Source organism: Acidovorax sp. Leaf78, assembly GCF_001422735.1.
Taxonomy (GTDB): Bacteria; Pseudomonadota; Gammaproteobacteria; order Burkholderiales; family Burkholderiaceae_C; genus Acidovorax.
This window is the reverse complement of record NZ_LMLZ01000022.1, coordinates 143,885-165,750: the sequence shown is the minus strand read 5'-3', so window position 1 is coordinate 165,750 and position 21,866 is coordinate 143,885. Positions and strand designations below refer to the sequence as shown.

Below are 21,866 nucleotides of genomic sequence, written 5' to 3'. Positions count from 1 at the left end.
CCCTGCATGGGCTGATCAAGGCCGCCCTTCGCATGTCAATGCCCCACCGTGGGCGAGCCCTTGATCCATCTATCGCAGGCCCTCTATCCCTTGGACGGACTCGGCGCTACAGTGGCGGCGTGGTCCTCCTTTTGCGCGCTTTGATACAGAGGAATTTATGGATTTTTTGGCTTCGCCCGAGTTCTGGGTCGCCCTAGGGCAGATCATCATCATCGACATCCTGCTGGGAGGCGACAACGCGGTGGTCATTGCGCTGGCCTGCCGCAAGCTGCCACCTGCCCAACGTACCAAGGGCATCATCTGGGGCACTGCCGGTGCCATCATCCTGCGGGTAATCCTGATCGCGTTTGCGATGACGCTGCTGGCGCTGCCGTTCCTCAAGTTCGTGGGCGCGCTGCTGCTGGTGTGGATCGGCATCAAGCTGCTGGCTCCCGATGAAGACGGCCACGGCGACGTGCAAGGCAGCGACAAGCTGCTGGCAGCCATCAAGACCATCATCGTGGCCGACCTGGTGATGAGCGTCGATAACGTTATCGCCATCGCCGGTGCCGCGCAAAATGCCGGTGAACACTCCTTCCTGCTGGTGGTGCTGGGCCTGCTCATCTCCATCCCGATCATCGTCTGGGGCAGCCAGCTGGTCATCAAGCTCATGGAGCGCTTCCCCCTCATCATCACGGCCGGCGGCATGCTGCTGGGCTGGATCGCTGGCGGCATGCTGGTCACCGACCCCGTGTTCGCCAACCCCGACAAGTGGCAGTGGATGGTCAAGCTGCCGCAGACGGACCTGATCCGCTACGGTGCCAGCGTCGCAGGTGCACTGCTCGTCCTGGCCGCCGGCAAGTTCATCATGTCGCGCCGTGCAGCGGCTGCGCCTGCTGAACAGCACTGATCGGGCAGAGCTCTCAGGAATCGGACGAAGGCCTGGCGGGCAACGTAGCTCGCCAGGCCTTTGGTTCTCAACAGGAGGTGGTGGTATGGACAGAGTCATCGTGTACGTGGACGACGCGGCGTACGCCGAGCAGGTGCTGGCGCCGTTGTTTGCCCGGGACGCAAGCCGGCAGACCGAATGGGTGCTGGTGGCCTGTGCTCCCCGCATGACCCACCGCATCAGCAAATGGGTGAGCCACAGCGCGCGTGAGAACTGGCGCGCCAAATGGGCCGACAAGCTCTTTTCCCAGATCCTCCCTGCGCTGCGCGCGCCTGCCAGCAGCGTGACCACCGTGGTGGCCAAGGGGCCGCTGGTGGAGCTGACCGAACAGCTGCAGGCCGCGCAGCCTTCGGCGGCCCAGGTGGTGGACGCCCGCCGTCCCAAGGCCGACAACCTGCAAGAGCAGAACGCCGCGGGCCGCCACTGGTCGTCGCCCCGGCCGGGCACGCTGCTGGGCAGCTTGCTCACGGGCTTTGGTGTCCTGTGGGTGCTGGCGCTGGAATAGCGCTGGTGCCGCGGTCCGCTGCGGACGGGATGGTGATGAGAGGGCCCCACGGGCCCTTTTTCTTTGCGGTGGGCCGGTGCTATTCTTTGGCCATGAAACTAATTCTCAAATGGCTGCTGAGCGCAGCGTCGCTGCTGTTCGTGGCCTACATCTACAGTGGCGTCGAGGTGCAGAGCTTCACCTCGGCGTTGATCGCGGCCTTTGTCATCGGCCTGTTCAACGTGGTACTGCGGCCCATTCTGGTGGTGCTGACCTTGCCGGTCACCATCGTCACGCTGGGGCTCTTCCTGTTTGTGATCAACGCGCTGATGTTCTGGGCTGCAGCTGCTGTGCTGGACGGGTTTGGGGTGCAGGGTTTCGCGGCAGCCCTCATCGGGTCATTGATCTACACCGTCCTGGGCGTCCTGATCGAGTCAGCGCTCGGCGGTTTGTTCACGAAGAAGTAGCTCCACGGCACGCAGCCGCGTGTCGATGATGGACGCTTCGATGTGGTCCACCTGCGGCCCACCGCGCCGCGCCAGGTCCTGCCCCGCCTTGAAACGATCCACTGCGGCCGCGTAGTCGTAACGCGCGGCGTGCGCCTCGGCCTCGGCGCGCACGGCCCGCAGGGGCTGGCCCTGGGCTTGCCAGTTGGAGGCCAGCAGCTGCCAGACGGTGGCGTCGCGGGGGTGCGTGGCCACCCAGGTCTGCAGCGCGCCCGTGCCGTCCGCCGGCCGTCCCAGGCGCAGCAGGGCCTGACTGCGCAGCGCCAGCTCTGGTCGGCGCGTGCCGGCCTCCGTGGGCAGCGCGCTGAGGGCCGCGCCAGCATCGCCCGCGCCGAGTTCGATCTCAGCGCTCAGCAGGCGGGTCAGCCGATGGGCGGCGGGGTCATGGCGAGAAATCTCATCCAGCTTCTGGGCCGCCGAGCGTGCACCCTGGGCATCGCGCAGCTGATTGCTGCCGAGCGCCGCTGCGTACAGCACGGCAGCGCGGCGCGTGGCCGGCAGCGAGGCAAAGCCCGTGCCCTGAGGCTCGGCCACCCACTGGCGCAGCGTATCGACACCGGGGTTGGACAGCACCCGCGCCCTGGCGGCCACCATCGCATGCTCCATCGTGCCCACCGGCGGCGAAATGCCCGCAGCCGCTGCGCCGGGCGGCGTGCGCGAATGCATGTCCGCCATGCGCTCGCTGGTCAACGGATGGCTGCGGAGATAGGGCCAGGAACCGTTGTCGTTCAAGCGGTTGGCTTGCTGGAGCTTCTCGAACATGCTCACAAAACCCTGGGGCGCAAACCCTGCAGGCGCCATCAGCCCGTAGCCGATCCGGTCCGCCTCACGCTCCATGTCGCGTGAAAAGTTCAGCTGGTTCTGCATGGCGAGCGCCTGCCCACCCACTACCAGGGCTTGCGTCGCGCCCGGGTTCTTGCTGGCTGCCAGCGCGCCCAGGATCATCGCCCCCAGAAGCAGCGGCGTCTGCTTGCTCTGCTGCGTGATCAGGCGCGAGATATGGCGCTGCGTGACGTGGCTCAACTCGTGCGCCAGCACCGAGGCCAGCTCGTCGCGGGTAGTGACCACCCCGATGAGGCCCAGATGCACCCCCAGGTAGCCCCCGGGCAAAGCAAACGCGTTCACCGTCCGGTCGCGCCCCAGGAGAATCTCCCAGGCAAAGCGCTCGTCCAGCTCGGGCGAGAGCTCGCCGCGGGCCTTGGCGGCCGCCACCAGGGGTTGCCAGATGCCCTGGACGTAGTCGCCCACCACGGGGTCGTCGATGTAGTCTGGGTCACGGTAGAGCTCGCGGATAATGCGGTCACCCAGCCGGCGTTCGGCGCTGGTGGTGAGGTCGCTGTTGTCGCCGAGGGTGGGTAGACTGGTTTGGGCCCGGGCTACCTGCACATGGACGGTGCCAAGCGCTATCAAAATAGAAGCTGTCAATGACCGAATGGCAATCGCTACCAGCTTGAAGACTCTGAAATTGGGCATCGGGAGAGTAGGAGGCTTGCGGGAGCTTGCCCGCGCTCTTGAGCGGTTCCACATGCTCGTATGATGCCTTGAACCGCTGAATGTTTCGTCATCAGCTCCGTAACTACCGCAACACTCAAGATATGTCTTCCCTGACCCACTTCGACGCCCAGGGCCAAGCCCACATGGTAGACATTGGTGCCAAGCCTGCGACGCACCGTATTGCGGTTGCTATTGGGCGTATCCAGATGCAACCTGCCACCCTCGGGATCATTGAGGGCGGCATGGCCAGCAAAGGTGACGTGTTAGGAGTAGCGCGTATCGCGGGGATCATGGGCGCCAAGAGGGCGAGTGACTTGATTCCCTTGTGCCATCCAGTCGCTTTAACGCGAGTAACAGTAGATTTTGAGTGCTTGCGTGTTGATAGCGCAGTGCAGTGCACAGCGGCTGTCGAAACTATAGGGCCTACAGGTGTAGAGATGGAAGCACTTGCTGCTGTACAGGTGGCGCTGCTCACAATTTATGATATGTGCAAGGCAGCTGACCGTGGAATGGTGATTCAGTGCGTGCAGGTGGTAGAAAAACACGGAGGCAAGTCCGGCAGCTTTGTGGCGTGAGGATTTTTTCAGGTACTTGAAAAGGGTTCTGGAAATCAGGCCTCCCCGCTTCATTCGACAAAAAAGGAAGGTGTGGTCGGGCACTTTTCTTGCTTATAAATCATTTTATCATTGGTTGGCACATGAATCAGCACATCGAATCGGACGCGGAAGCGCATAGTGGTAGTCGCTTAGGGCTTTTGGCCATTTTTGTCTTGTCCGGTTTTGCAGGTTTGATTTACCAGTCTATCTGGTCGCATTATCTGGGGCTTTTCCTTGGCCACGCTGCTTATGCGCAAGCGCTGGTGCTGGCCATCTTTATGGGTGGAATGGCCATTGGTGCAGCTTGGATTGCCAAAGCAGGCCAGCGGTGGCGCAATCTCATTCGTGGATATGCGGTAATTGAAGCCGTCATCGGTGTGTTGGGTCTGTCGTTCCACTGGTTTTTTACCAACATTACCGAGTTTAGTTACGACACGCTGATACCGGCTTTGGGGGACCCTACTAGCGTTCTGCTGCTTCGCTGGATTGTTGCTGCCATCTTGATCCTGCCACAGACCATTTTGCTAGGAATGACTTTCCCGTTGATGAGTAGTGGACTTATACGCCGCTTTCCCGACAGCCAAGGTCGCCTGCTCGGAGGGCTTTATTTTGCCAACAGTATTGGCGCGGCAGTGGGCGCTCTCGTAGCAGTGTTTGTACTGCTTCCATGGGTCGGGCTTCCTGGGGCAATGGTGGCAGCAGGGATTTTGAACTTCCTGGTGGCTGCAGTGGCGTGGTGGCTTGCACGCGATTCTGAGCCGTTGCCTCGCCAAGCGGCACTTTCAGCAGGGCCAGACGAGAGCCTGCGCAACAACCCTCTGCTACGTGTCGTTCTGCTCGGCACTGCTTTGTCGGGTGCGGCATCGTTCGTTTACGAGATCGTTTGGATTCGAATGCTGAGCATGGCAGTGGGAAGTACCATGCACGCTTTCGAGTTGATGCTGGCCTCGTTCATTGCTGGCATCGCGCTGGGCGGCTTGTGGGTGCGTAAACGTGCCGACCTCACGGTGAACCCGCTGAGATTGGTGGGTTGGATGCAGATCTGCATGGGGGTGGCAGCGCTGGCCTCTTTGGCCGTTTACGCCAACGCTTTTTCGTGGGTGGGCTGGCTTATTCAGTCGCTGGCTCCGAGCGATGGAGGCTACGCGCTATTCAATTTGGGCACTGCGTCGATTGCGATTGCCATCATGCTGCCAGCAGCTTTTTTTGCTGGCACGACACTGCCCTTGTTCACGGTCACTTTGCTGCGCGCTGGATGGGGCGAACGCGCGATTGGACGGATTTATGCTTGGAATACCTTGGGCGCCATCGTTGGCGTATTTGCTGCCATCCACCTGTTGATTCCTTCGGTTGGCCTGAAGCTGACGCTTTGCATTGCTGCGTTGCTTGATCTAGTGATCGGTCTCGTACTGCTGCGTCGCGAAGTGACAAGTCCGCGTGCTATGCGCGGCTTTGGATTGGGTGTGGCATTGTCTGCCGTGGCGATGATCATCGCAGTGCGCATTCCGTTTGACCCAATGCTACTTGCATCCGGTGTCTTCCGTCATGGAAATTCGTCACTCTCAAAGGATAGCAAAATCATCTACATGCGAGATGGCAAGACCGCCAGTGTGTCCGTGACCGCGCAGCCAGGGGGAATGGTTGCGATTGCCACCAACGGCAAACCCGATGCAGGTGTAATGATGAGGGATGGTGGCTTCCCCACAACCGATGAGCCTACTATGGCCCTTCTGGGCACTCTTCCCCTTGCGTTACACCAGCGGCCCGAGCGGGTGGGAGTAATTGGTTTCGGCTCAGGGTTGACTACACACTCGCTGTTGGGAGATGCGCGTTTGCGTAATGTCGATACGGTAGAAATCGAATCTGCCATGGTGACAGGTGCGAGGGCGTTTGGTACGCGGGTGGAGCGCGCATATAATGATTCACGGTCAAACGTGGTGATCGATGATGCAAAGACATACTTTGCTGGGCAGCGGCAAAAATACGACATAATTATCTCTGAACCGTCGAACCCGTGGATTAGCGGCGTAGGAACACTGTTTTCCAAAGAGTTCTACAAGTTCATTCCTCGACATCTTAATGATGATGGCCTGTTTGTTCAATGGGTTCAACTGTATGAAATAGACGGTGCGCTGGTCAGTTCAATTTTGAATGGATTGACTCCAGGATTCAATGATTACGCTGCATGGCTTACCAACTTCGCTGACATGGTCATCGTAGCTAGCCCTAAAGGTCATGTTGGAGAACCGGATTTTTCACATTTGATGAAAGGTCCTTTAAAACCTGAGCTTGAGCGTCTGGGCTTGTCATCCCCTGAGCAGGTAGCTTTCAGAAAAGTAGCAGATGGCCGGGTGTTGCGTGGCCTTGCTCGTTTGCATGCCACCAGGCCCATTAATTCGGATTATTTGCCCATTTTGGGTCTTGAGGCGCCTAAAACCCGTTTCGCTAGGGCAACGGCGACTGATCTGCTGGACTTAGCCCATCAGGGGGCACCCATGTTGGAAGCCTTGGGAGTGCGTAAGCCACTCGATCAGGCCCAGCCTTCCGCCATGAGCCATTTCCCGCCTGAGACAGCCAGTCGCCAAGCACGTGCACTGGCGGCGTATTTGCGCGGAGATCCTACAGATGAATTGGTAGCGGGATTGGGAGCTTACCCCTTGTCTGCCGCCGTCCTATTGAAGAATTCAGCATCAGATACTTGTAAAGCTGCTCCAGCCACTGAACAAAAGCGTCAGGAATTCGCGGCTGCGCTGCGTCAGTTGGCAGATACAACAATAACGTTTTTGCCGCCGTCATTGCTGGAAGGTGTATGGATTCGTCCGCAATGGATGCCATGCAAAAGCCGCCTCGATGGCTTTGCAACAGCGTTTGATTTATTAGAGGCCCTTGCCAAGCGTGATTACAATTCCATGCAGCGAATGGGACAGGCATGGTTGGAAAACCCTCCTGCGGACCCTGCGTTACGTCGAGAGTTTGATCAGGTTGCCCTCTCGCATGTGCTTCTTGCACAAGCGCATCAAGGGCGCTGGAAAGAGCTGGTGGAAATAGAGAGAAAATACGGCATTAAGGTAAATTCACAAGGTGCTTATCAAAAGCAGCGAATGCTACTGCTGGCGATGGCGAACGAATAGATCGATTTAGACTGCAGCCGTCGGACGACACACAATGGTCGTTCCGATGCGGTTCACTCAAGGCGCAAATCGGCAGTTTGCGGGGACATATCTGTAAGCCGTTGGCGCATCTATGGCGCAGCCCCACACCACCGGATCGCCAATTTTCAAGGCGTTGCTTGGAACCCCAGAGTTGCCTACGGTACCGCTACCGGGAGTCAAGATCAGCGCTTTGCCCAAGAGGACTGTGTTAATCTGACCGCCATAGGTAATAGAAATTGCCCCTTCCTTGGCGACAGGCGATGTCACGTCTGTTATGGCTGAAATGGCAATCGATTTAACGTGTGTGCCAGCCTTGTACTCATAGTTGTATGAACCAGCTGCCGATATGCCACTACCTGCATAGGCAGCAATACCTCCGCTGTTAGTACTGGCAAAAGTCTCTGTCACCGAAGTCTTCGCAGTGCTCGCTAGACCTAAGCCTTCGGAAATGCGTGCACGCACAACGTAGTCTTGGTAAGCTGGTAATGCCACAGCCGCCAGGATACCGATAATGGCTACTACGATCATCAACTCGATGAGGGTAAAGCCTTGCTGGAAGCTGGGTTTCATAAATTTCTCCTGCCTAGACTTGTGGCTAGATGTCTACCCGATCATCGGCATGTTTCAGCAGCTTTCATGCCTGTGGAATAAAGTGCACCGCGAATTTCAGAAAAATCCGTCAATGGGTGCGTAGGCGAGTGGTTGGCCAGTTGTGCGGTGGAGCAATACAATCCATTCCATACTGCGACGGCTTACCAAAGGTAACCATACCAAATCAGCCACGTCCACTCCCGCCTCCTTCACGGCTTTATCCAGTAAAGGCCGCTGGGCAGACCTGGCGCTTGCTAACAAATCCAGAGGGCGAGCACGCTTCAGCATGTCAGGTACTCCCTCGGAATAGCTTTGCCACCATCCAGGACGCACTGATGGCTCCTTACCCGCCAGAGAAAGCTCGACACTATTCAGCAATTCGTCACTATCTCGTGGAGCCCGTACGCTTAGCCAAGTCGGGCCAGTCCAGGGCAACACACGGAGCTCCGGCGAGGCCTGTGGCAAATCTGCGGAGTCGATATCAACCGCGCTAACAACGCGCAGCCTGTCTACCTCAAAGACAACATGTACTGGTCGCCCTTCTGCTACTGTGTACAGTCCATACCCCAGAGCCGCGATTTGAATACATGCAATAAGCGTGCAATCTACAGTCAGCGCAAGCTTCGTTTTGCGGTCGTTCCATAGTAGGAATGTAAGCATAGGGCCGCAGACGGCATCAACCCCTGCAACAAGCCCTAGCAGGCCCAAGCCCCCCAGCATTGTGTGCAGCGGCCAAGGATACCAAACTAAGAAAATCAGCATGGCTACCAAGAGTGCAACTGCCAGCGATACTAGAAGATGCACAAGGCTTGCACGACGCGCCGAGATTCGAACAGGGTTAGGGGTGGACAGGGTAACAGTAGGGGTCATTCTCAAGCGACTAAAGATCGGAAATGAAAAAAGCGCCCATTAAGGGCGCTTTTGTGCATCAGGGGCGATCCCCGTGGACTTTAAGGCCCTGCTTTACTTCACGAAGCGGCAGTTGGCGGGTACGTACTTGAACACTGGCGTAGACTTCACGCCGCAGCCCCAGACAACAGGGTCGGATTGGACCAGCGCGGCAGCAGGGTTGGCAGAATTGTTCACGAGGCCAGAACCGGGAGTCAGGTACAACACATTGGAGCCGGCCGCAACCTTGTCCATGGCGGCGCCCGCAGCACCGGTCTTCAGATAGGTCACTGTGATAACGCCAGATGTATTCAAGACGGGCGCAGTCACGTCTGTAATTTCTGCAATCGCGACGCTATCCACGACGGAACCTTTGGTGTAGGTGTAGCCGTAGACCGACTCGCCAACAGCGGGAGCAGGCTGGGCACCGAAGCCAGGGTAAGCGATGACTTTGCCACCGTTGGCATTGGTGAAGGTTTCTGCTACCGCCGTCTTGGCCGAGCCAGCCAAGGACAAGCCTTCAGTCACGCGTGCGCGCACGGTGTAGTCTTGGTAAGCGGGGAGAGCAACAGCCGCCAGAATGCCGATGATGGCCACCACGATCATCAGTTCGATCAGGGTGAAACCCTTTTGCATGAAACGCTTCATAAAAACTCCTTGGAAGTCAATTGCAACTAACAACCTGCAGAACGACTCTTCAGGTCTGCTACTGTTAAGCAATTCCTGTGCCACCTATCATCTGCTTACAAGTTAACAACTTTCGAGGCCATGTCTGTAGAGGCGGGGTACCTGGAGAAGTGCAAAACTGTACTTAAGGGAGTGAGTGACAATTTTGTTCTGCCAAGAGTGTCACCAATTGCTTCTTACGTGTCTTTTGAGACTTGGCCATCTGCGGATTTCAATTGCGTGTACGTGTCGCATGCGCAGTGCGTTAATCTGCGCTGCGCAACTCTGATGCAGATCGGTTCAGACAAAAAATTCATCGCCTGCACGGAGCCAGTTGATTCCTAAAGACGCTGAGGCGCTGTGCGCCGATGCCACATTAAGCATTGCTTGGATTTCCTGCATAATCACGTCTGTTTCCGCTGGCTTTGTATGGGTGATGTAGATCTTGCAGTCTCCGCACTTAAAGTGCTGCAGCTCTTCAATAAGAGTGCAAGGCGCCAGGTGTTTAGAAAGACGAGCTAAAGCGTTTTCGCGCTCGCTAAACGCTGTTTCAATAACAAGCATCTTTACCGGCAACTTGTTCAATCGCTTCCAGAATTCGGGATTGCGTTCGGTGTCTCCAGTGAATACCCACCAACCGGAAATGCCACATATGGCATAGCCCAAGGCTGGAACTGTGTGGACTGCGGGAAGGGCTTCTATCAACAAACCGGACGCGTTACGCTGTTCCCCGATTTGCAAAGGGAAAAACCGCATGAAAGGCTGGTCCGACGAGGGAAGTGCCTCGAAATTTGGCCAGATAACGTTGTTGAAGACATGCGTTCGCAGAGCCTCGATGGTTGCTGGGAGCGCATGGATCTGCACTGGTGCGCTGCGCATTGACGACACAGCGTCAAGCATTAACGGAAGTGCTGCGATGTGATCGAGATGGGAATGAGTGAGAAAAACATGGTCAATCTTTCGCATTTCTTCGAGCGTTAAATCGCCGACGCCCGTCCCCGCATCAATCAAAACGCTGTGGTTGACGAGAAATGAGGTGGTCCGGCAGTCCCTTGCTATGGCACCAGAGCAACCCAGCACACGAATTTTCATGGGCGCAGCCTGTGTTTATTTAGTGTCGAAATTGTTCGCGCCGTCCCACTTGGGGTCAAAAGGTCGCATAAGCCGACCCTGTACGCGGGAACCGTACATGCTATAAAGACCAGACGAGGGTTGGATTTGCATTAAATCCGCTATAAGCTCGTTGCATATTGTCCAGTCTTGAGCGCGATAAGCCACGAGAAAATTTTGCCAAAGAGAGAGTTCGTGGGACCGTCCTGCCATTGTGGCGTCTAGCTGAGCAACAGGGGTGAAAATTGCAACCGACTCTGCTTTACCTTTAACACGTACTCGATCTAACTCTTGCCAAATGAAGTGGACTGCCTGGATACGCGTAGTTTCGCTCACAACGGTAAGCACTGCATACTTCTTGGAGAGGCCTTCCAGCCGCGAAGCCAGATTTACCGAATCACCAATCACTGTGTAACTGCGCCTTATATCTGATCCCATATCACCCACACACATATTGCCCGTGTTGAGTCCAATACCAATACCGATCTCCGGCAGACCCCGCTCTCGGTGCAGCAGGTTCACCTCTTTGATGGCCCGGGCCATGTCAAGAGCAGCCTGCACGGCCAATCGGGCGTGATCCGGGGTCGCAACCGGTGCACCCCAAAACGCCATCACACAGTCTCCCATGTATTTGTCGATCGTGCCGCGGTGGCTGCGGATGATATGCGTCAGTCTGCTGAACACGTCATTGAGCAAGGCCTGCAACTGCAACGGCTCCATCTGTTCAGACATTGCGGTGAACCCCCGCATGTCGCAAAACATCACCGTCAACTCTTGGTTGCTGGCCTGCATGCTGTAATTGTCGGGCTCCTTCACCATCTCATCCACCAGTTCTGGGGGTACGTAGGTGCCAAAAAGAGCGGCCAATTCACGTTTGGAGCGGCTTTCCACAAAATAGCCATAGACCATGTTCAGCGTGAACGCCAAAAGAACCATCACGACCGCGCTGGCCAGGGGCAGTGCCAGACCGTGGCTGAGGTAGAGCCACAGATTGAGAACGGTCAAGCCGCTCACCAACCCCACACTCAGCAAGACAGCCCATGCGGCGGACAGCGCGGGCAACGCAAATGCCAGCAGCAAGCCCGCGCACACAAGCTGCAATGCGTCAAACCCGACGGCATAGTCCGGTCGGACAATGTTCTTGCCGTCGAGAAACGCAGACAAGACATTGGCATGCGTCTCGACGCCGGGATAGGCGCGGCCTACCGGCGTGACTCTCAAATCCAGCAAACCCGGCGCTGTGGACCCAACCAGGATCATCCGATCCTTGAGCTCGTTGGGAGGGAGTTTGCCCTCCAAAACGTCCGAAGCGGAGAGATAGCGAAACGACCCACCGCCAACGTCGCCGGGGCCACGGAAGGGAATAAGGGTGGCCAATCGGTCATCCACCGGGAGAGCCAGCGAACGCCCGTCCTGAACCAGTGCAACACTGTGCAGCGTGTCATAGGTGCCATCCGGCGCAGGGTTTGCAAAGCCGGGGTGGATTTCGGGCAGGCCCAACGCGGTGCGAAACATCGCCAATGCAAGCGATTCATAGTACCTGCCTTGGTACTCTGCGAGCAAAGGCAAGGCACGCACCACTCCGTCTTCATCGGTCACTGAGTTGAAGAAGCCTGCGACGGGCACCGCACCAGCGATGATGTCGATATTGCTGCCATACCCTCCCCACGAATATGTCTTGAGGGGCAGGCCACGCAAGCGTTCTGACGAAAGTGCAGGAGGCGGTAGGATGCCTTTGGTTCGACCCTCCTTGTCACTGGTGAGGTAGTAGCCCAGCACCGCCGGGCGCCCCTTCAATGATTCAGCGAAGAGGGAGTCGAAGTCCAGAGATGGCGCCAGACGCTCCAGCTGTGTTCTGAATGCCGGTTGGTCGCTTAGCGCGCCTTGTGCCAGCTGTTGCAGGTTACGGAGTCCCGAGCTCCCATCGGCCTCTGCAAAAAGAACATCGAAGCCCACGACGGCCACCTGTTGCCGCTCGAACAGCTCTGTGGCAAGGGTGGCCATCTTGTCGCGGCCCCAGGGCCAGTGGCCTACCCGCTCCAGGCTTTTTTCATCGATATCGACGATGACAATGCGTTCGTCCAAGGTGCGCGGCATGGTGGCGCGCAATCGGATGTCATAAAAGATGTTGTCCAGCCGCTCCAGCATCGGCAGGGGAAGAATGCCGGACAGGTGCAGCAGCGCAAAGACGAGAGGGACCAGCGTCACTGCCGTGCGCCGCCAGCGTCGGCGAGCCAGCTGCGCGATGTTCTTCCACATGATTTCCGGCGTGGGTGATGCTGGGAATCGGAAGTTTGGGCCAAAAGCTCAGGCGATGCAGGTCGGCCCGTTCATTCAGCCTGCCCGTCAGCTCTGCTCGAACTGCATTTCCGTCCCGGCCAATTCCAGCCGGTCGCCGTTTTTCAGCGGCACGGGTGACGCGCTGATCGCCGCCCCGTTGAGCAGCGGCATGTCGGGGCCTTCCACATGGGCCAGCACAAATCCATGGTGGCGCTTGGTGATGGACGCCACAGCCACGCCGGGTTTACCGATGGTGGTGACCACCTTCAGAAGGGACACCTCACGACCCGCTGCCGCGCCAGACATGACCCGGATGACTGCCGAAATGGGCGGATGCGCTGCTGCTGCCAGCGGCGCAGGACGAGATGCCGCTCCGATGGGCGGTGGCACCATCCCCGGCTTGAAGATCATCGTCTTCTCGAAGTTCTGCCCTTCGGCCTCGTGCATGAAGCGGATCTTGTACTTGCCCACCTCGATGGTGTCGCCGTTGCGCAGTTCCTGGCGCTTGACCGCCTTGGCATTTACATAGGTGCCGTTGGTGCTGCCCAGGTCTTCGATTTCGACATCCTGCTCCAGCATGTGGATCACTGCATGTTCGCCACTGACCGCAAGGTTATCGATCACGATGTCGTTGTACGGCCGACGGCCGAGCGTGGTGCGCTCTTTGGTCAGCTGGACTTCCTTGATGACGACGCCGTCGATTGAAACGATCATTTTGGGCATGATCCACTCCTGATGTGATGAGTAATTGTTGTGTTGGGAGCCCTTCAAGAGGCTCCTAGCAATCGGGACACAAGGCTGCGTTTTTTACCTCCTGCCGCAGCCTGCACCAGCAGTACGCTCACGTTATCACGGCCACCGTTCGCGTTGGCGGTGTCGACGAGCAGTGTGGCTTTTTCTTCCAGCGGTATCGGCGCACGGACGAGTTCGGCCAGGTCCGCGTCGGCCACCATGTCGGTCAGGCCGTCGGAGCACATGAGAAACAGGTCGTTGGGCGCCACCTGAAACTCGTTGACTTCCATCATCACGTTCGGCTCCACGCCCAGCGCGCGGGTGACGAGGTTGCGGTTGGTGGACAACGCCGCCTGCTGGGCCGTGAGCAAGCCTGCATCGACCTGCTCCTGCAGCCAGGAGTGGTCGCGTGTGATCTGTTGCATCGCACCATCGCGCAGGCGGTAGCAGCGTGAATCGCCGATGTGGCCCAGAATCAGCCGGCTGCCGTGAAAGACGCCGACCACCAGCGTGGTGCCCATGCCCGCATATTGGGGGTTCGACAACGACGCCCCCAGAATGGCATGGTTGGCGTTTTCCACGCAGATCTCCAATGCCCGGCGGACGTCCGTGGTTTGCGGCGTGGTGCCGGCCTGGCCGAGCCAGCGGGACATCTCGGTACGGATGAAGGTGGTGGCCATGCCGCTGGCGACCTCGCCGGCGTTGTAGCCCCCCATGCCATCGGCCAGGATGGCGACCTGCGCATCGCGGTCGACAGCTACCGCGTCTTCATTGTTCGTACGCACGCGACCCTTGTCAGTCCGCGCGAAAAATTCGTAGGTCATGGATGTTGGGGCGAGCGTCATCGGGCGCTTGAAATCGGCGGGGATGCCGCGGCCCGCCCCGCGGGTGTCTCCATCACGGTTTCCTGAAAATCCACCATCTCATGCCCTGTTGCATCGCGGTCCGCATCATAGACGACTGCTCCGGCCTCTGGGGCACCCGTTTGTCCAGCCTCAGCGCCCGCCTGCCGCAGAGCGTCGGCGAATTGCCGGCCCGTTTGGTAGCGCGCCTCCGGGCGCTTCTGGAGGGCGGTGGCTACCGCGTGGGCCACGGCAGGGGTGAGTTCAGGCCTGATTTGGCGGATGTCGGGCGCATCCACGCTGGCGATCTTGTGCATGAGTTCCGTCATCGACTCGCCGCGCAGTGGCAGCGAGCCCGTCAACAGCTGAAACAGCGTGACGCCGAGCGAATAAAGATCAGATCTGCCGTCCACCTTCTTGCCCGCCAGTTGCTCGGGCGACATGAAGCTGGGCGTGCCCAGTACGAGACCTGTGCGCGTCTTGCTCGAATCCGTGATGCGGGCGATGCCGAAATCCGTGACCTTCACCGTGTCCGTGACGCCGTCGAACATGATGTTGGCCGGCTTGATGTCGCGGTGCACCACCTGGTGGGCATGGGCGTAGTCCAAGGCCTCGGCCACGCGGGCCGCTATCGAAAGCACGGTGGGCACCGGCAGCAGCTGGTCAGCGCGGCATGCGGGCACCAGGTCTGCGCCTTTGAGGAACTCCATGGCGATATAGGCCAGGTCGTGCTCTTCGCCGGCATCGAAGATCGTCACGATGTGCGGGTGCTGCAAGCGTCCTGCGGTCTCGGCCTCTCGAAAGAAGCGGGTTCTCGCGTCGACCAGCGCATCGCCTTCGAACTCCTCGCTCAAGGCCAGCGTCTTGATCGCCACCACGCGGCCAATCTTGGGGTCCCGACCCTGGTACACGACGCCCATGGCGCCTTTCCCGATTTCCTTGTCGATGTGGTAGCGGCCCAGCATCGGGATTGCAACGCCCGCATCCCCCGGCAAATGTGGCAACTGCGACGGCAGGGACGACGGCGTGCTGGTCGGCGCGTCGGCTGCCTGCAGCTGGGCCCGAACGCGCTTGTAGCGGCTGCGGGCGTCCTTGTAGTCGCGGTTGTGCTGAAGAATGTGCTTGTAGACGGCCTTGGCCTTGGCCAAGTTGCGCTTGCGTTCAAAGTCCTGGGCGAGGTGGTAGAGGTTGTCCATCACCGCATCGCTCTGCGGCACCTTGCGCAGGCGTTCGAACGCCATGTCGAGTTGCCCCTGGCCCTGCAGCGCCAACGCCATCATGCGGTCGGTTTCTCCCGCATCGGCCGACTGGGCCCCGGCAGCCGTGCCTTTCAATGACAGGACTGTGTGGGCGAGCAGCCCGGCAATGAGCGCCACCACCCCGGCCAGTAACGGCACCCACAGGCCTGCGTGGCGCAGCAGGGCCCATTCCAGCCCCGCCAGCACGACGATCAATGCCGCAGCGGCCACCCAGCCTGCGGGGCGCGAGAGCTTGGGAAGCGCCAACGCCGCAAACACCAGCGCGAGCACGGCGGCGCCCCACGACGCTGCCGAGGCCCACGGCGGCCGCTGCACGCTCTGGCCCAGCCGAATGGCGGACACGGTGTGCGCCAGCACTTCCACGGGGTAGGCGGTTTGTCCGCTCGGCAGGGCCCGTGGCGTTGCCAGGGCTTCGCTCATGTCGCCGACCAGAACGAGTTTTCCGCTGAAGGTTTGGGAAGGCACCTTGCCCTGCAGCACGCTGGCCAGGGATGTTACAGGGAAGACCGGTGCGTTTTCTGCCGCGGCATGAAAGCGGGGGCGCATCACGGCAGAGGCGTCGGTCGCGACCTGCAGCCCGCCCAGCCGCAGGCCGGGGGGCGCTTCTTCCACGCGGACGTCGCTCGGGCCGAGGTGCAGGCTGTGGCGTGCCGCCAGCAAAGCGAGCGACGGCAGACCGATGTTGTCGTAGCGCACCAGCAACGGCACCTGCCGCACGACACCGTCCGCATCCGTGTCCGCCGCCATGGTGCCCACGCCTGCTGCAGCTGCGCCAAGGCCGGTGATGGGGTACTGGACAGACTTGGCCGTCACAGCGAACGCTCCGGGGTCTGCCAGCGCGTTGCGGTGCGCGTAGGAGGGCAGTGGCACCGACGTGCCTGTCGATGCGTATCGAGAGGCCAGGAGGACATTGCCCGCACGCTGGATGCTCGCCGCTAGGCGGGCATCGGTGTCCAGGTCGTTTTCCGCTGCGGCGGCCAACTGGTTCAGCTCGGTCGATGTGGCCGATGTGTCGCCGGAGCGCGCCAGCGTTTCGCGGATCTTTCGGATGTGGGCGAGGCCGCGATCGGATTGCGGCTCGAACAAGGGGCTGGTCAGGACGATGGTCTTGGCGCCGGCACCCGCCAACTGGTCGATCAGCTTGGCATCGACGTCGCGCCCCCACGGACGGTGGCCGAAGGCTTTGAGGCTTGCATCGTCGATGCCGATGATGGCGATCTCGGGGAGCGGGGCAGGCGCTGTGATGCTGGATGCAGCGTCATAGACGGCGTTTTCCAGCCATGGCACGGCGCCGGTGGCGACCAGCAACGCGGTCAAGCCGGCGGCCGTCAGAGCCGCCAGAACACCGTCGGTACGCCATTGGCCACGCTGCCGTCCCGAGGTTATTCGTCCCACTTGCTGTCGTTCCGCTCTGAGTTTGAAGTGGGTTCGAAGCAATATCTGCGCCCAACGCCATCCACGCCAGAAAGGGCGCGGCGTTGCGATGGGCGGGCGCTTCGGGGCGTGTGCCTGCCGTTCTTGTCGCGCCACACGCCCATGGCAGCATCGCTGCTGCCATTTTTGTCACTGGCTGAAAATGGCTGGGTGTTATGACGCGGCGCTGGCGCGGCGCGAGCGCGACGCCCAGAACTTGCCGGCGCCCACGACGAGCGCTGCGCCCAGCGCCGCCGCCACATAGTGCAATGACGGGTGTGCCACCGCGTAGCCATGCAGGGCGGCATCGTTGGCAATGGTTTCGCCGCCCACCCAGCCGATCAGTGCGGCACCCAGCAGCACGATGACCGGAAAGCGCTCCATCAGCTTGATCATCAGCGTGCTGCCGAAGATCACCAGCGGGATGCTGATGGCCAGGCCCAGCACCAGCAGCACCACGTTGCCATGGGCGGCTGCCGCCACGGCGATCACGTTATCGAGGCTCATCACCAGATCGGCAATCAGGATGGTGCGCACGGCGGCCATCAGGCTGCCATAGGTCTTGGACTCGCCTTCGTCTTCGTCACCGTCGCTGAGCAGTTGAAAGCCGATCCACAGCAGCAGGCAGCCGCCGATGATCTGCAGGAACGACAGCTCCAGCAGCTTGGCCGCCACGACGGTCAGCAAAATCCGCAGCACCACGGCGGCGCCGGAGCCCCAGAAGACGGCTTTTCTTTGCTGATGCGGGGGAAGCGAGCGGGCCGCCAGGGCGATGACCACGGCGTTGTCGCCAGAAAGAATGATGTTGATCCAGACGATCTTCATCAGGCCGATCCAGAAATCGGCACTTTGCATAAACTCCATACTGAACTCCACTGTTATGAATGCAAGAAGCGCCGGGAACCAGGGTTCCGAGCGCTTCTCTTTTTATTGGAGCGGCCAGTTTATCTGGCCTGGCGGTCACGGGCGTCCGTAATTGTGCTTACGAATGCCCGTGCCGCGGTATGGCAGGCAGCTTACTTGAGCTGGGCCTTGAGCAGCTTGCCCAGTTCCGACGGATTGCGGGTGATGATGAAGCCCGACTCTTCCATGATGGCGAGCTTGGCATCGGCCGTGTCGGCACCACCGGAGATCAGCGCGCCGGCGTGGCCCATGCGCTTGCCGGGAGGGGCGGTCACGCCAGCGATGAAGCCCACGATAGGCTTCTTCATGTTGGCCTTGCACCACTGGGCGGCTTCGGCTTCGTCAGGTCCGCCGATTTCGCCGATCATGATGACGGCATCGGTGTCCGGGTCGTCGTTGAAGGCCTTCATCACGTCGATGTGCTTAAGGCCGTTGATGGGGTCGCCACCAATGCCCACGGCGCTCGACTGGCCGAGGCCCACTTCCGTCAGCATGGCGACGGCTTCGTACGTCAGCGTGCCGGAGCGGCTCACGACGCCGATGCGGCCCTTGCGGTGGATGTGGCCGGGCATGATGCCGATCTTGATTTCGTCGGGCGTGATCAGGCCGGGGCAGTTGGGGCCCAGCAGTAGCGTGCGCTTGCCGCCAGCGGCTTCCTTGGCCTTCATCTTGTTGCGCACTTCCAGCATGTCGCGCACCGGGATGCCTTCGGTGATGCAGATCGCCAGGTCCAGGTCGGCCTCGACGGCTTCCCAGATGGCGGCAGCAGCGCCTGCTGGGGGCACGTAGATCACCGACACGGTGGCGCCGGTCTGCGATGCGGCTTCCTTGACGGAGGCGTAGATCGGGATGTTGAAGATCGACTCGCCGGCCTTCTTGGGGTTCACGCCTGCCACGAAGGCGTTCTTGCCGTTCGCGTATTCCTGGCACTTTTCAGTGTGGAACTGGCCGGTCTTGCCCGTGATGCCCTGGGTGATGACCTTGGTGTCTTTGTTGATGTAGATCGACATGTGTGTTCTCCGGGCTTACTTGACGGCAGCAACGATCTTGGTCGCAGCTTCGGCCATGGTGTCTGCGGCGATGATGGGCAGGCCGGACTCGGCCAGCATCTTCTTGCCCAGCTCTTCGTTCGTGCCCTTCATGCGCACGACCAGCGGCACGTTCAGGTTCACGGCCTTGCAGGCAGTGATCACGCCGGTGGCGATGGTGTCGCACTTCATGATGCCGCCGAAGATGTTGACCAGAATGCCTTCGACCTTGGGGTTCTTGAGCATGATCTTGAAGGCTTCGGTGACCTTCTCGGGGGTGGCACCGCCGCCCACGTCCAGGAAGTTGGCCGGCTCGCCGCCGAACAGCTTGATGGTGTCCATGGTGGCCATGGCCAGGCCGGCGCCGTTCACCAGGCAGCCGATGTTGCCGTCCAGGCTGATGTAGGCTAGGTCGAACTTGGAGGCTTCCACTTCGGCTGGATCTTCTTCGTCCAGATCGCGGAAGGCCACGATTTCAGGGTGGCGGAACAGCGCGTTAGCGTCGAAGTTGAACTTCGCGTCCAGGGCCATCAGATTGCCCTTGGAGTCGCAGTTCAGCGGGTTGATTTCCACCAGCGACGCGTCGGTTTCCATGTAGCACTTGTAGATCTTGGCGAAGATGTCTACGGCCTGGTCGACGGAAGCACCGGTCAGGCCGATGGCGGCTGCGACCTTCTTGCTTTGCTCGGTGGTGATGCCCACGATGGGGTCGATCATCTCGGTGATGATCTTCTCGGGGGTGGAGTGGGCCACTTCCTCGATGTCCATGCCGCCTTCGCTCGACGCGATCAGGGCAACCTTCTGCGTTCCGCGGTCGGTGACCAGGGACACATACAGTTCGTTCTTGATGTCGGCGCCGTCTTCGATGTACAAGCGGCGGACCTTCTGGCCTTCGGGGCCGGTCTGGTGCGTCTTGAGCTGCATGCCCAGGATTTCGCCCGAGATGCGTTTGACGTCGTCAATGGTCTTGGCAACCTTCACGCCGCCGCCCTTGCCACGGCCACCGGCGTGGATCTGGGCCTTCACGACCCACACAGGGCCGCCGAGCTTCTGGGCTGCTTCGACGGCTTCTTGCACCGTGAATGCGGGAATGCCACGCGGAACGGGCACACCAAAATTGCGCAAGATTTCCTTGCCTTGGTATTCGTGAATCTTCATGAGGTCTCTCTCAGGGAAGGGTGATAGTTACCCGTTTACCATGAACAGTTGTCTGGCCGCGGGCTTGGGACATGGCAACCGGCGACTGTATCATGTTGCGACGCACCATCCTTGTGCAGACCTGACGGCCCCCATGGCTTCGCCACGGGCAACCACCCTTGTTTTCTTCGGCGGCCCAGCGGCTGCTTTCTTGCAGGAGTCACTCCATGTCCAGAGTCTTTATCGATGGCGAAGCCGGCACCACGGGCTTGCAGATCCGTGAGCGGCTGCAGGCCATGCCGCAGGTCGAGCTGGTCAGCATTGCGCCCGAGCTGCGCAAGGACCCGGCTGCCAAGCGCGACCTGATCGCTGGCGTGGACCTGGTGGTGCTGTGCCTGCACGACGACGCCGCCCGCGAGACGGTGGCCATGGTCGACGGCATCACGCAGAGCACCGGCCGCGCGATCAAGATCATCGACGCGAGCACCGCGCACCGCACGGCGCCGGGCTGGGTGTTCGGTTTTCCGGAACTGGCGGCAGGGCAGCCCGAGGCCGTGGCCGCGGCCGACCGCGTGTCCAACCCCGGCTGCTACGCCACCGGCGCCATTGCGCTGCTGCGCCCGCTGGTCGACGCCGGCCTGGTGCCCCAGGACTTCCCCCTGGCCCTGCCGTCGGTCAGCGGCTATTCGGGCGGCGGCCGCACCATGATCGAGGCGTACGAGGCGGGCACCGCGCCGCTGTTCGAGACCTATGCGCTCACGCTGCAGCACAAGCACCTGCCCGAAATCATGCGCTACACCGGCCTCACGCGCCGGCCGATCTTCGTGCCGTCGGTGGGCAACTTCCGCCAGGGCATGCTGGTGCAGCTGCCCCTGCACCTCGACCTGCTGCCGGGTGCGCCCAAGGCCGCCGACCTGCACGACGCACTGGCCGCCCACTACGCCAAAAGCAACACGCCCGAGCAGTGGGTCAGCGTGCTGCCGCCCACCGCGGACGGCAAGCTCGATGCCACCGCGCTCAACGACACCAACAAGCTGGAACTGCGGGTGTTCGCCAATGAAGAGCACCGCCACGCCGTGCTGATCGCCCGCCTGGACAACCTGGGCAAGGGCGCCAGCGGTGCTGCGGTGCAAAACCTCAAGTTGATGCTGGGGCTCTGAGCCGGTTCAGGCCATTTGGGCGATCCCGGGGCGCGCGGGGATTCAGGGAATTCCGCAGAGGCCCGCAGTCGCAAGATCCTGGCCGCAGAAGGCGCAGGGCACGTTGCGGTGCTGGTCTGCAACACCGCTCCTGCACGCCAGGTGCACGCTTTCTAAGACTCTTCAGATTCGGGCGCTTCACCCCGCACTACGCGCCAGGTGATTTCGCTGGAGAACCCGCGCGTCACCAAAAAGCGCACTTGCTTTGCGCGCTGTTGCGGGTCTTCGGCCACGGCCCCGAACTTGCGCTGCCACACGGCATGCGCGCGGGCCCATTCGGTGTCCTTCAGCCGGGTCAGCGCTTGCTGCACCGCGTCGGGGTCGATTCCCTTGGCCTGCAGTTCCTGGCGAATGCGGTTGCCGCCCAGGCGGCTGGCGCGCTGGTGGAGCACCGATTCCACCACCCGGGTTTCGCTGATGAAATCGCGGGCTTCAAGGTCGTCCAGCAGGGCGGTCAGGTCCTCGCCCTCCTGCACATGGGGTGCCAGCTTGCGCTGCAGTTCAGCGCGGGAGTGCTCGCGCTGGCTCAGCAGCCGCAGTGCCCGGCCCTTGAGCGACAAAGTGGCAAAGCCCATGGCGGATGGTCGTCAGTATCAAATTCATAGCAGCTACCGCTTGTCAATCAAGCGGTAGCGGGCTATTTCTATCGATAAGTGGC

General features: G+C 60.4%; 19 protein-coding genes. 6 read left to right on the top strand and 13 right to left on the bottom strand.

Annotated elements, in window-relative coordinates; genetic code table 11:
- Positions 1-157 precede the first annotated feature (157 nt).
- The 3 genes from ASF16_RS19360 to ASF16_RS19350 all read left to right on the top strand — a co-directional run bounded on the left by ASF16_RS19360 (position 158) and on the right by ASF16_RS19350 (position 1,879).
- Positions 158-889, top strand: coding sequence for a TerC family protein (locus tag ASF16_RS19360; RefSeq protein ID WP_056171225.1), 732 nt, complete (start codon positions 158-160; stop codon positions 887-889).
- Between the two features lie 85 nt (positions 890-974).
- Positions 975-1,433: a hypothetical protein gene (locus ASF16_RS19355; RefSeq protein ID WP_056171223.1), complete on the top strand. Its 459-nt coding sequence runs from the start codon at positions 975-977 to the stop codon at positions 1,431-1,433.
- A gap of 92 nt (positions 1,434-1,525) precedes the next feature.
- Positions 1,526-1,879: a phage holin family protein gene (locus tag ASF16_RS19350; protein WP_056171221.1), complete on the top strand. Its 354-nt coding sequence runs from the start codon at positions 1,526-1,528 to the stop codon at positions 1,877-1,879.
- On the opposite strand, the gene ASF16_RS19345 is transcribed toward ASF16_RS19350, so the two are convergent.
- Positions 1,847-3,391, bottom strand: a complete 1,545-nt coding sequence (locus ASF16_RS19345) for a M48 family metalloprotease (RefSeq protein ID WP_056171218.1) — start codon at positions 3,389-3,391, stop codon at positions 1,847-1,849. The genes ASF16_RS19350 and ASF16_RS19345 overlap by 33 nt on opposite strands.
- Before the next feature lie 122 nt (positions 3,392-3,513).
- On the opposite strand from ASF16_RS19345, the gene moaC reads away from it, so the two are divergent.
- Positions 3,514-3,987, top strand: coding sequence for a cyclic pyranopterin monophosphate synthase MoaC (gene moaC, locus ASF16_RS19340; protein WP_056171216.1), 474 nt, complete (start codon positions 3,514-3,516; stop codon positions 3,985-3,987).
- A gap of 122 nt (positions 3,988-4,109) precedes the next feature.
- Entirely contained in the window at positions 4,110-7,139 is a 3,030-nt protein-coding gene (locus tag ASF16_RS19335; protein ID WP_056171215.1) for a fused MFS/spermidine synthase, read from the top strand.
- A gap of 57 nt (positions 7,140-7,196) precedes the next feature.
- Here ASF16_RS19335 and ASF16_RS25610 read toward each other — a convergent pair whose 3' ends face one another.
- From ASF16_RS25610 to sucC, 11 genes are all read right to left on the bottom strand, one after another.
- Positions 7,197-7,730 (bottom strand): pilin, encoded by a 534-nt coding sequence (locus tag ASF16_RS25610; RefSeq protein WP_082517040.1) that lies wholly within the window; start codon positions 7,728-7,730, stop codon positions 7,197-7,199.
- A gap of 96 nt (positions 7,731-7,826) precedes the next feature.
- On the bottom strand, positions 7,827-8,621 hold the full coding sequence (tfpZ, locus tag ASF16_RS27195) for a TfpX/TfpZ family type IV pilin accessory protein (protein ID WP_369817179.1): 795 nt from the start codon (positions 8,619-8,621) through the stop codon (positions 7,827-7,829).
- 93 nt (positions 8,622-8,714) lie between these two features.
- Complete coding sequence (locus ASF16_RS19330; RefSeq protein WP_056171213.1) at positions 8,715-9,287, bottom strand: pilin; 573 nt, start codon at positions 9,285-9,287, stop codon at positions 8,715-8,717.
- A 318-nt stretch (positions 9,288-9,605) separates the two neighbouring features.
- Positions 9,606-10,397, bottom strand: coding sequence for a 3',5'-cyclic-nucleotide phosphodiesterase (locus tag ASF16_RS19325; protein ID WP_056171211.1), 792 nt, complete (start codon positions 10,395-10,397; stop codon positions 9,606-9,608).
- Positions 10,398-10,412: 15 nt separating this feature from the next.
- Entirely contained in the window at positions 10,413-12,674 is a 2,262-nt protein-coding gene (locus tag ASF16_RS19320) for a CHASE2 domain-containing protein (RefSeq protein ID WP_056171208.1), read from the bottom strand.
- Positions 12,675-12,761: 87 nt separating this feature from the next.
- On the bottom strand, positions 12,762-13,418 hold the full coding sequence (locus ASF16_RS19315) for an FHA domain-containing protein (RefSeq protein ID WP_056171205.1): 657 nt from the start codon (positions 13,416-13,418) through the stop codon (positions 12,762-12,764).
- 44 nt (positions 13,419-13,462) lie between these two features.
- Entirely contained in the window at positions 13,463-14,251 is a 789-nt protein-coding gene (locus tag ASF16_RS19310; RefSeq protein ID WP_082517039.1) for a Stp1/IreP family PP2C-type Ser/Thr phosphatase, read from the bottom strand.
- A gap of 17 nt (positions 14,252-14,268) precedes the next feature.
- Positions 14,269-16,845, bottom strand: coding sequence for a CHASE2 domain-containing serine/threonine-protein kinase (locus ASF16_RS19305; protein WP_082517038.1), 2,577 nt, complete (start codon positions 16,843-16,845; stop codon positions 14,269-14,271).
- Positions 16,846-17,115: 270 nt separating this feature from the next.
- Positions 17,116-17,805, bottom strand: a complete 690-nt coding sequence (locus ASF16_RS19300; RefSeq protein ID WP_056171198.1) for a TerC family protein — start codon at positions 17,803-17,805, stop codon at positions 17,116-17,118.
- Positions 17,806-17,957: 152 nt separating this feature from the next.
- A complete protein-coding gene (sucD, locus tag ASF16_RS19295; RefSeq protein WP_010464520.1) occupies positions 17,958-18,854 on the bottom strand; it encodes a succinate--CoA ligase subunit alpha in 897 nt (298 codons plus the stop codon).
- A 15-nt stretch (positions 18,855-18,869) separates the two neighbouring features.
- Positions 18,870-20,030: an ADP-forming succinate--CoA ligase subunit beta gene (sucC, locus tag ASF16_RS19290; RefSeq protein ID WP_056171190.1), complete on the bottom strand. Its 1,161-nt coding sequence runs from the start codon at positions 20,028-20,030 to the stop codon at positions 18,870-18,872.
- Positions 20,031-20,236: 206 nt separating this feature from the next.
- Between sucC and argC the strand changes: the two genes are divergently transcribed.
- Complete coding sequence (gene argC / locus ASF16_RS19285; protein ID WP_056171188.1) at positions 20,237-21,169, top strand: N-acetyl-gamma-glutamyl-phosphate reductase; 933 nt, start codon at positions 20,237-20,239, stop codon at positions 21,167-21,169.
- Positions 21,170-21,321: 152 nt separating this feature from the next.
- Here the strand turns inward: argC and recX are convergent, their stop codons facing one another.
- A complete protein-coding gene (gene recX, locus ASF16_RS19280) occupies positions 21,322-21,783 on the bottom strand; it encodes a recombination regulator RecX (protein WP_056171185.1) in 462 nt (153 codons plus the stop codon).
- Positions 21,784-21,866: the final 83 nt, after the last annotated feature.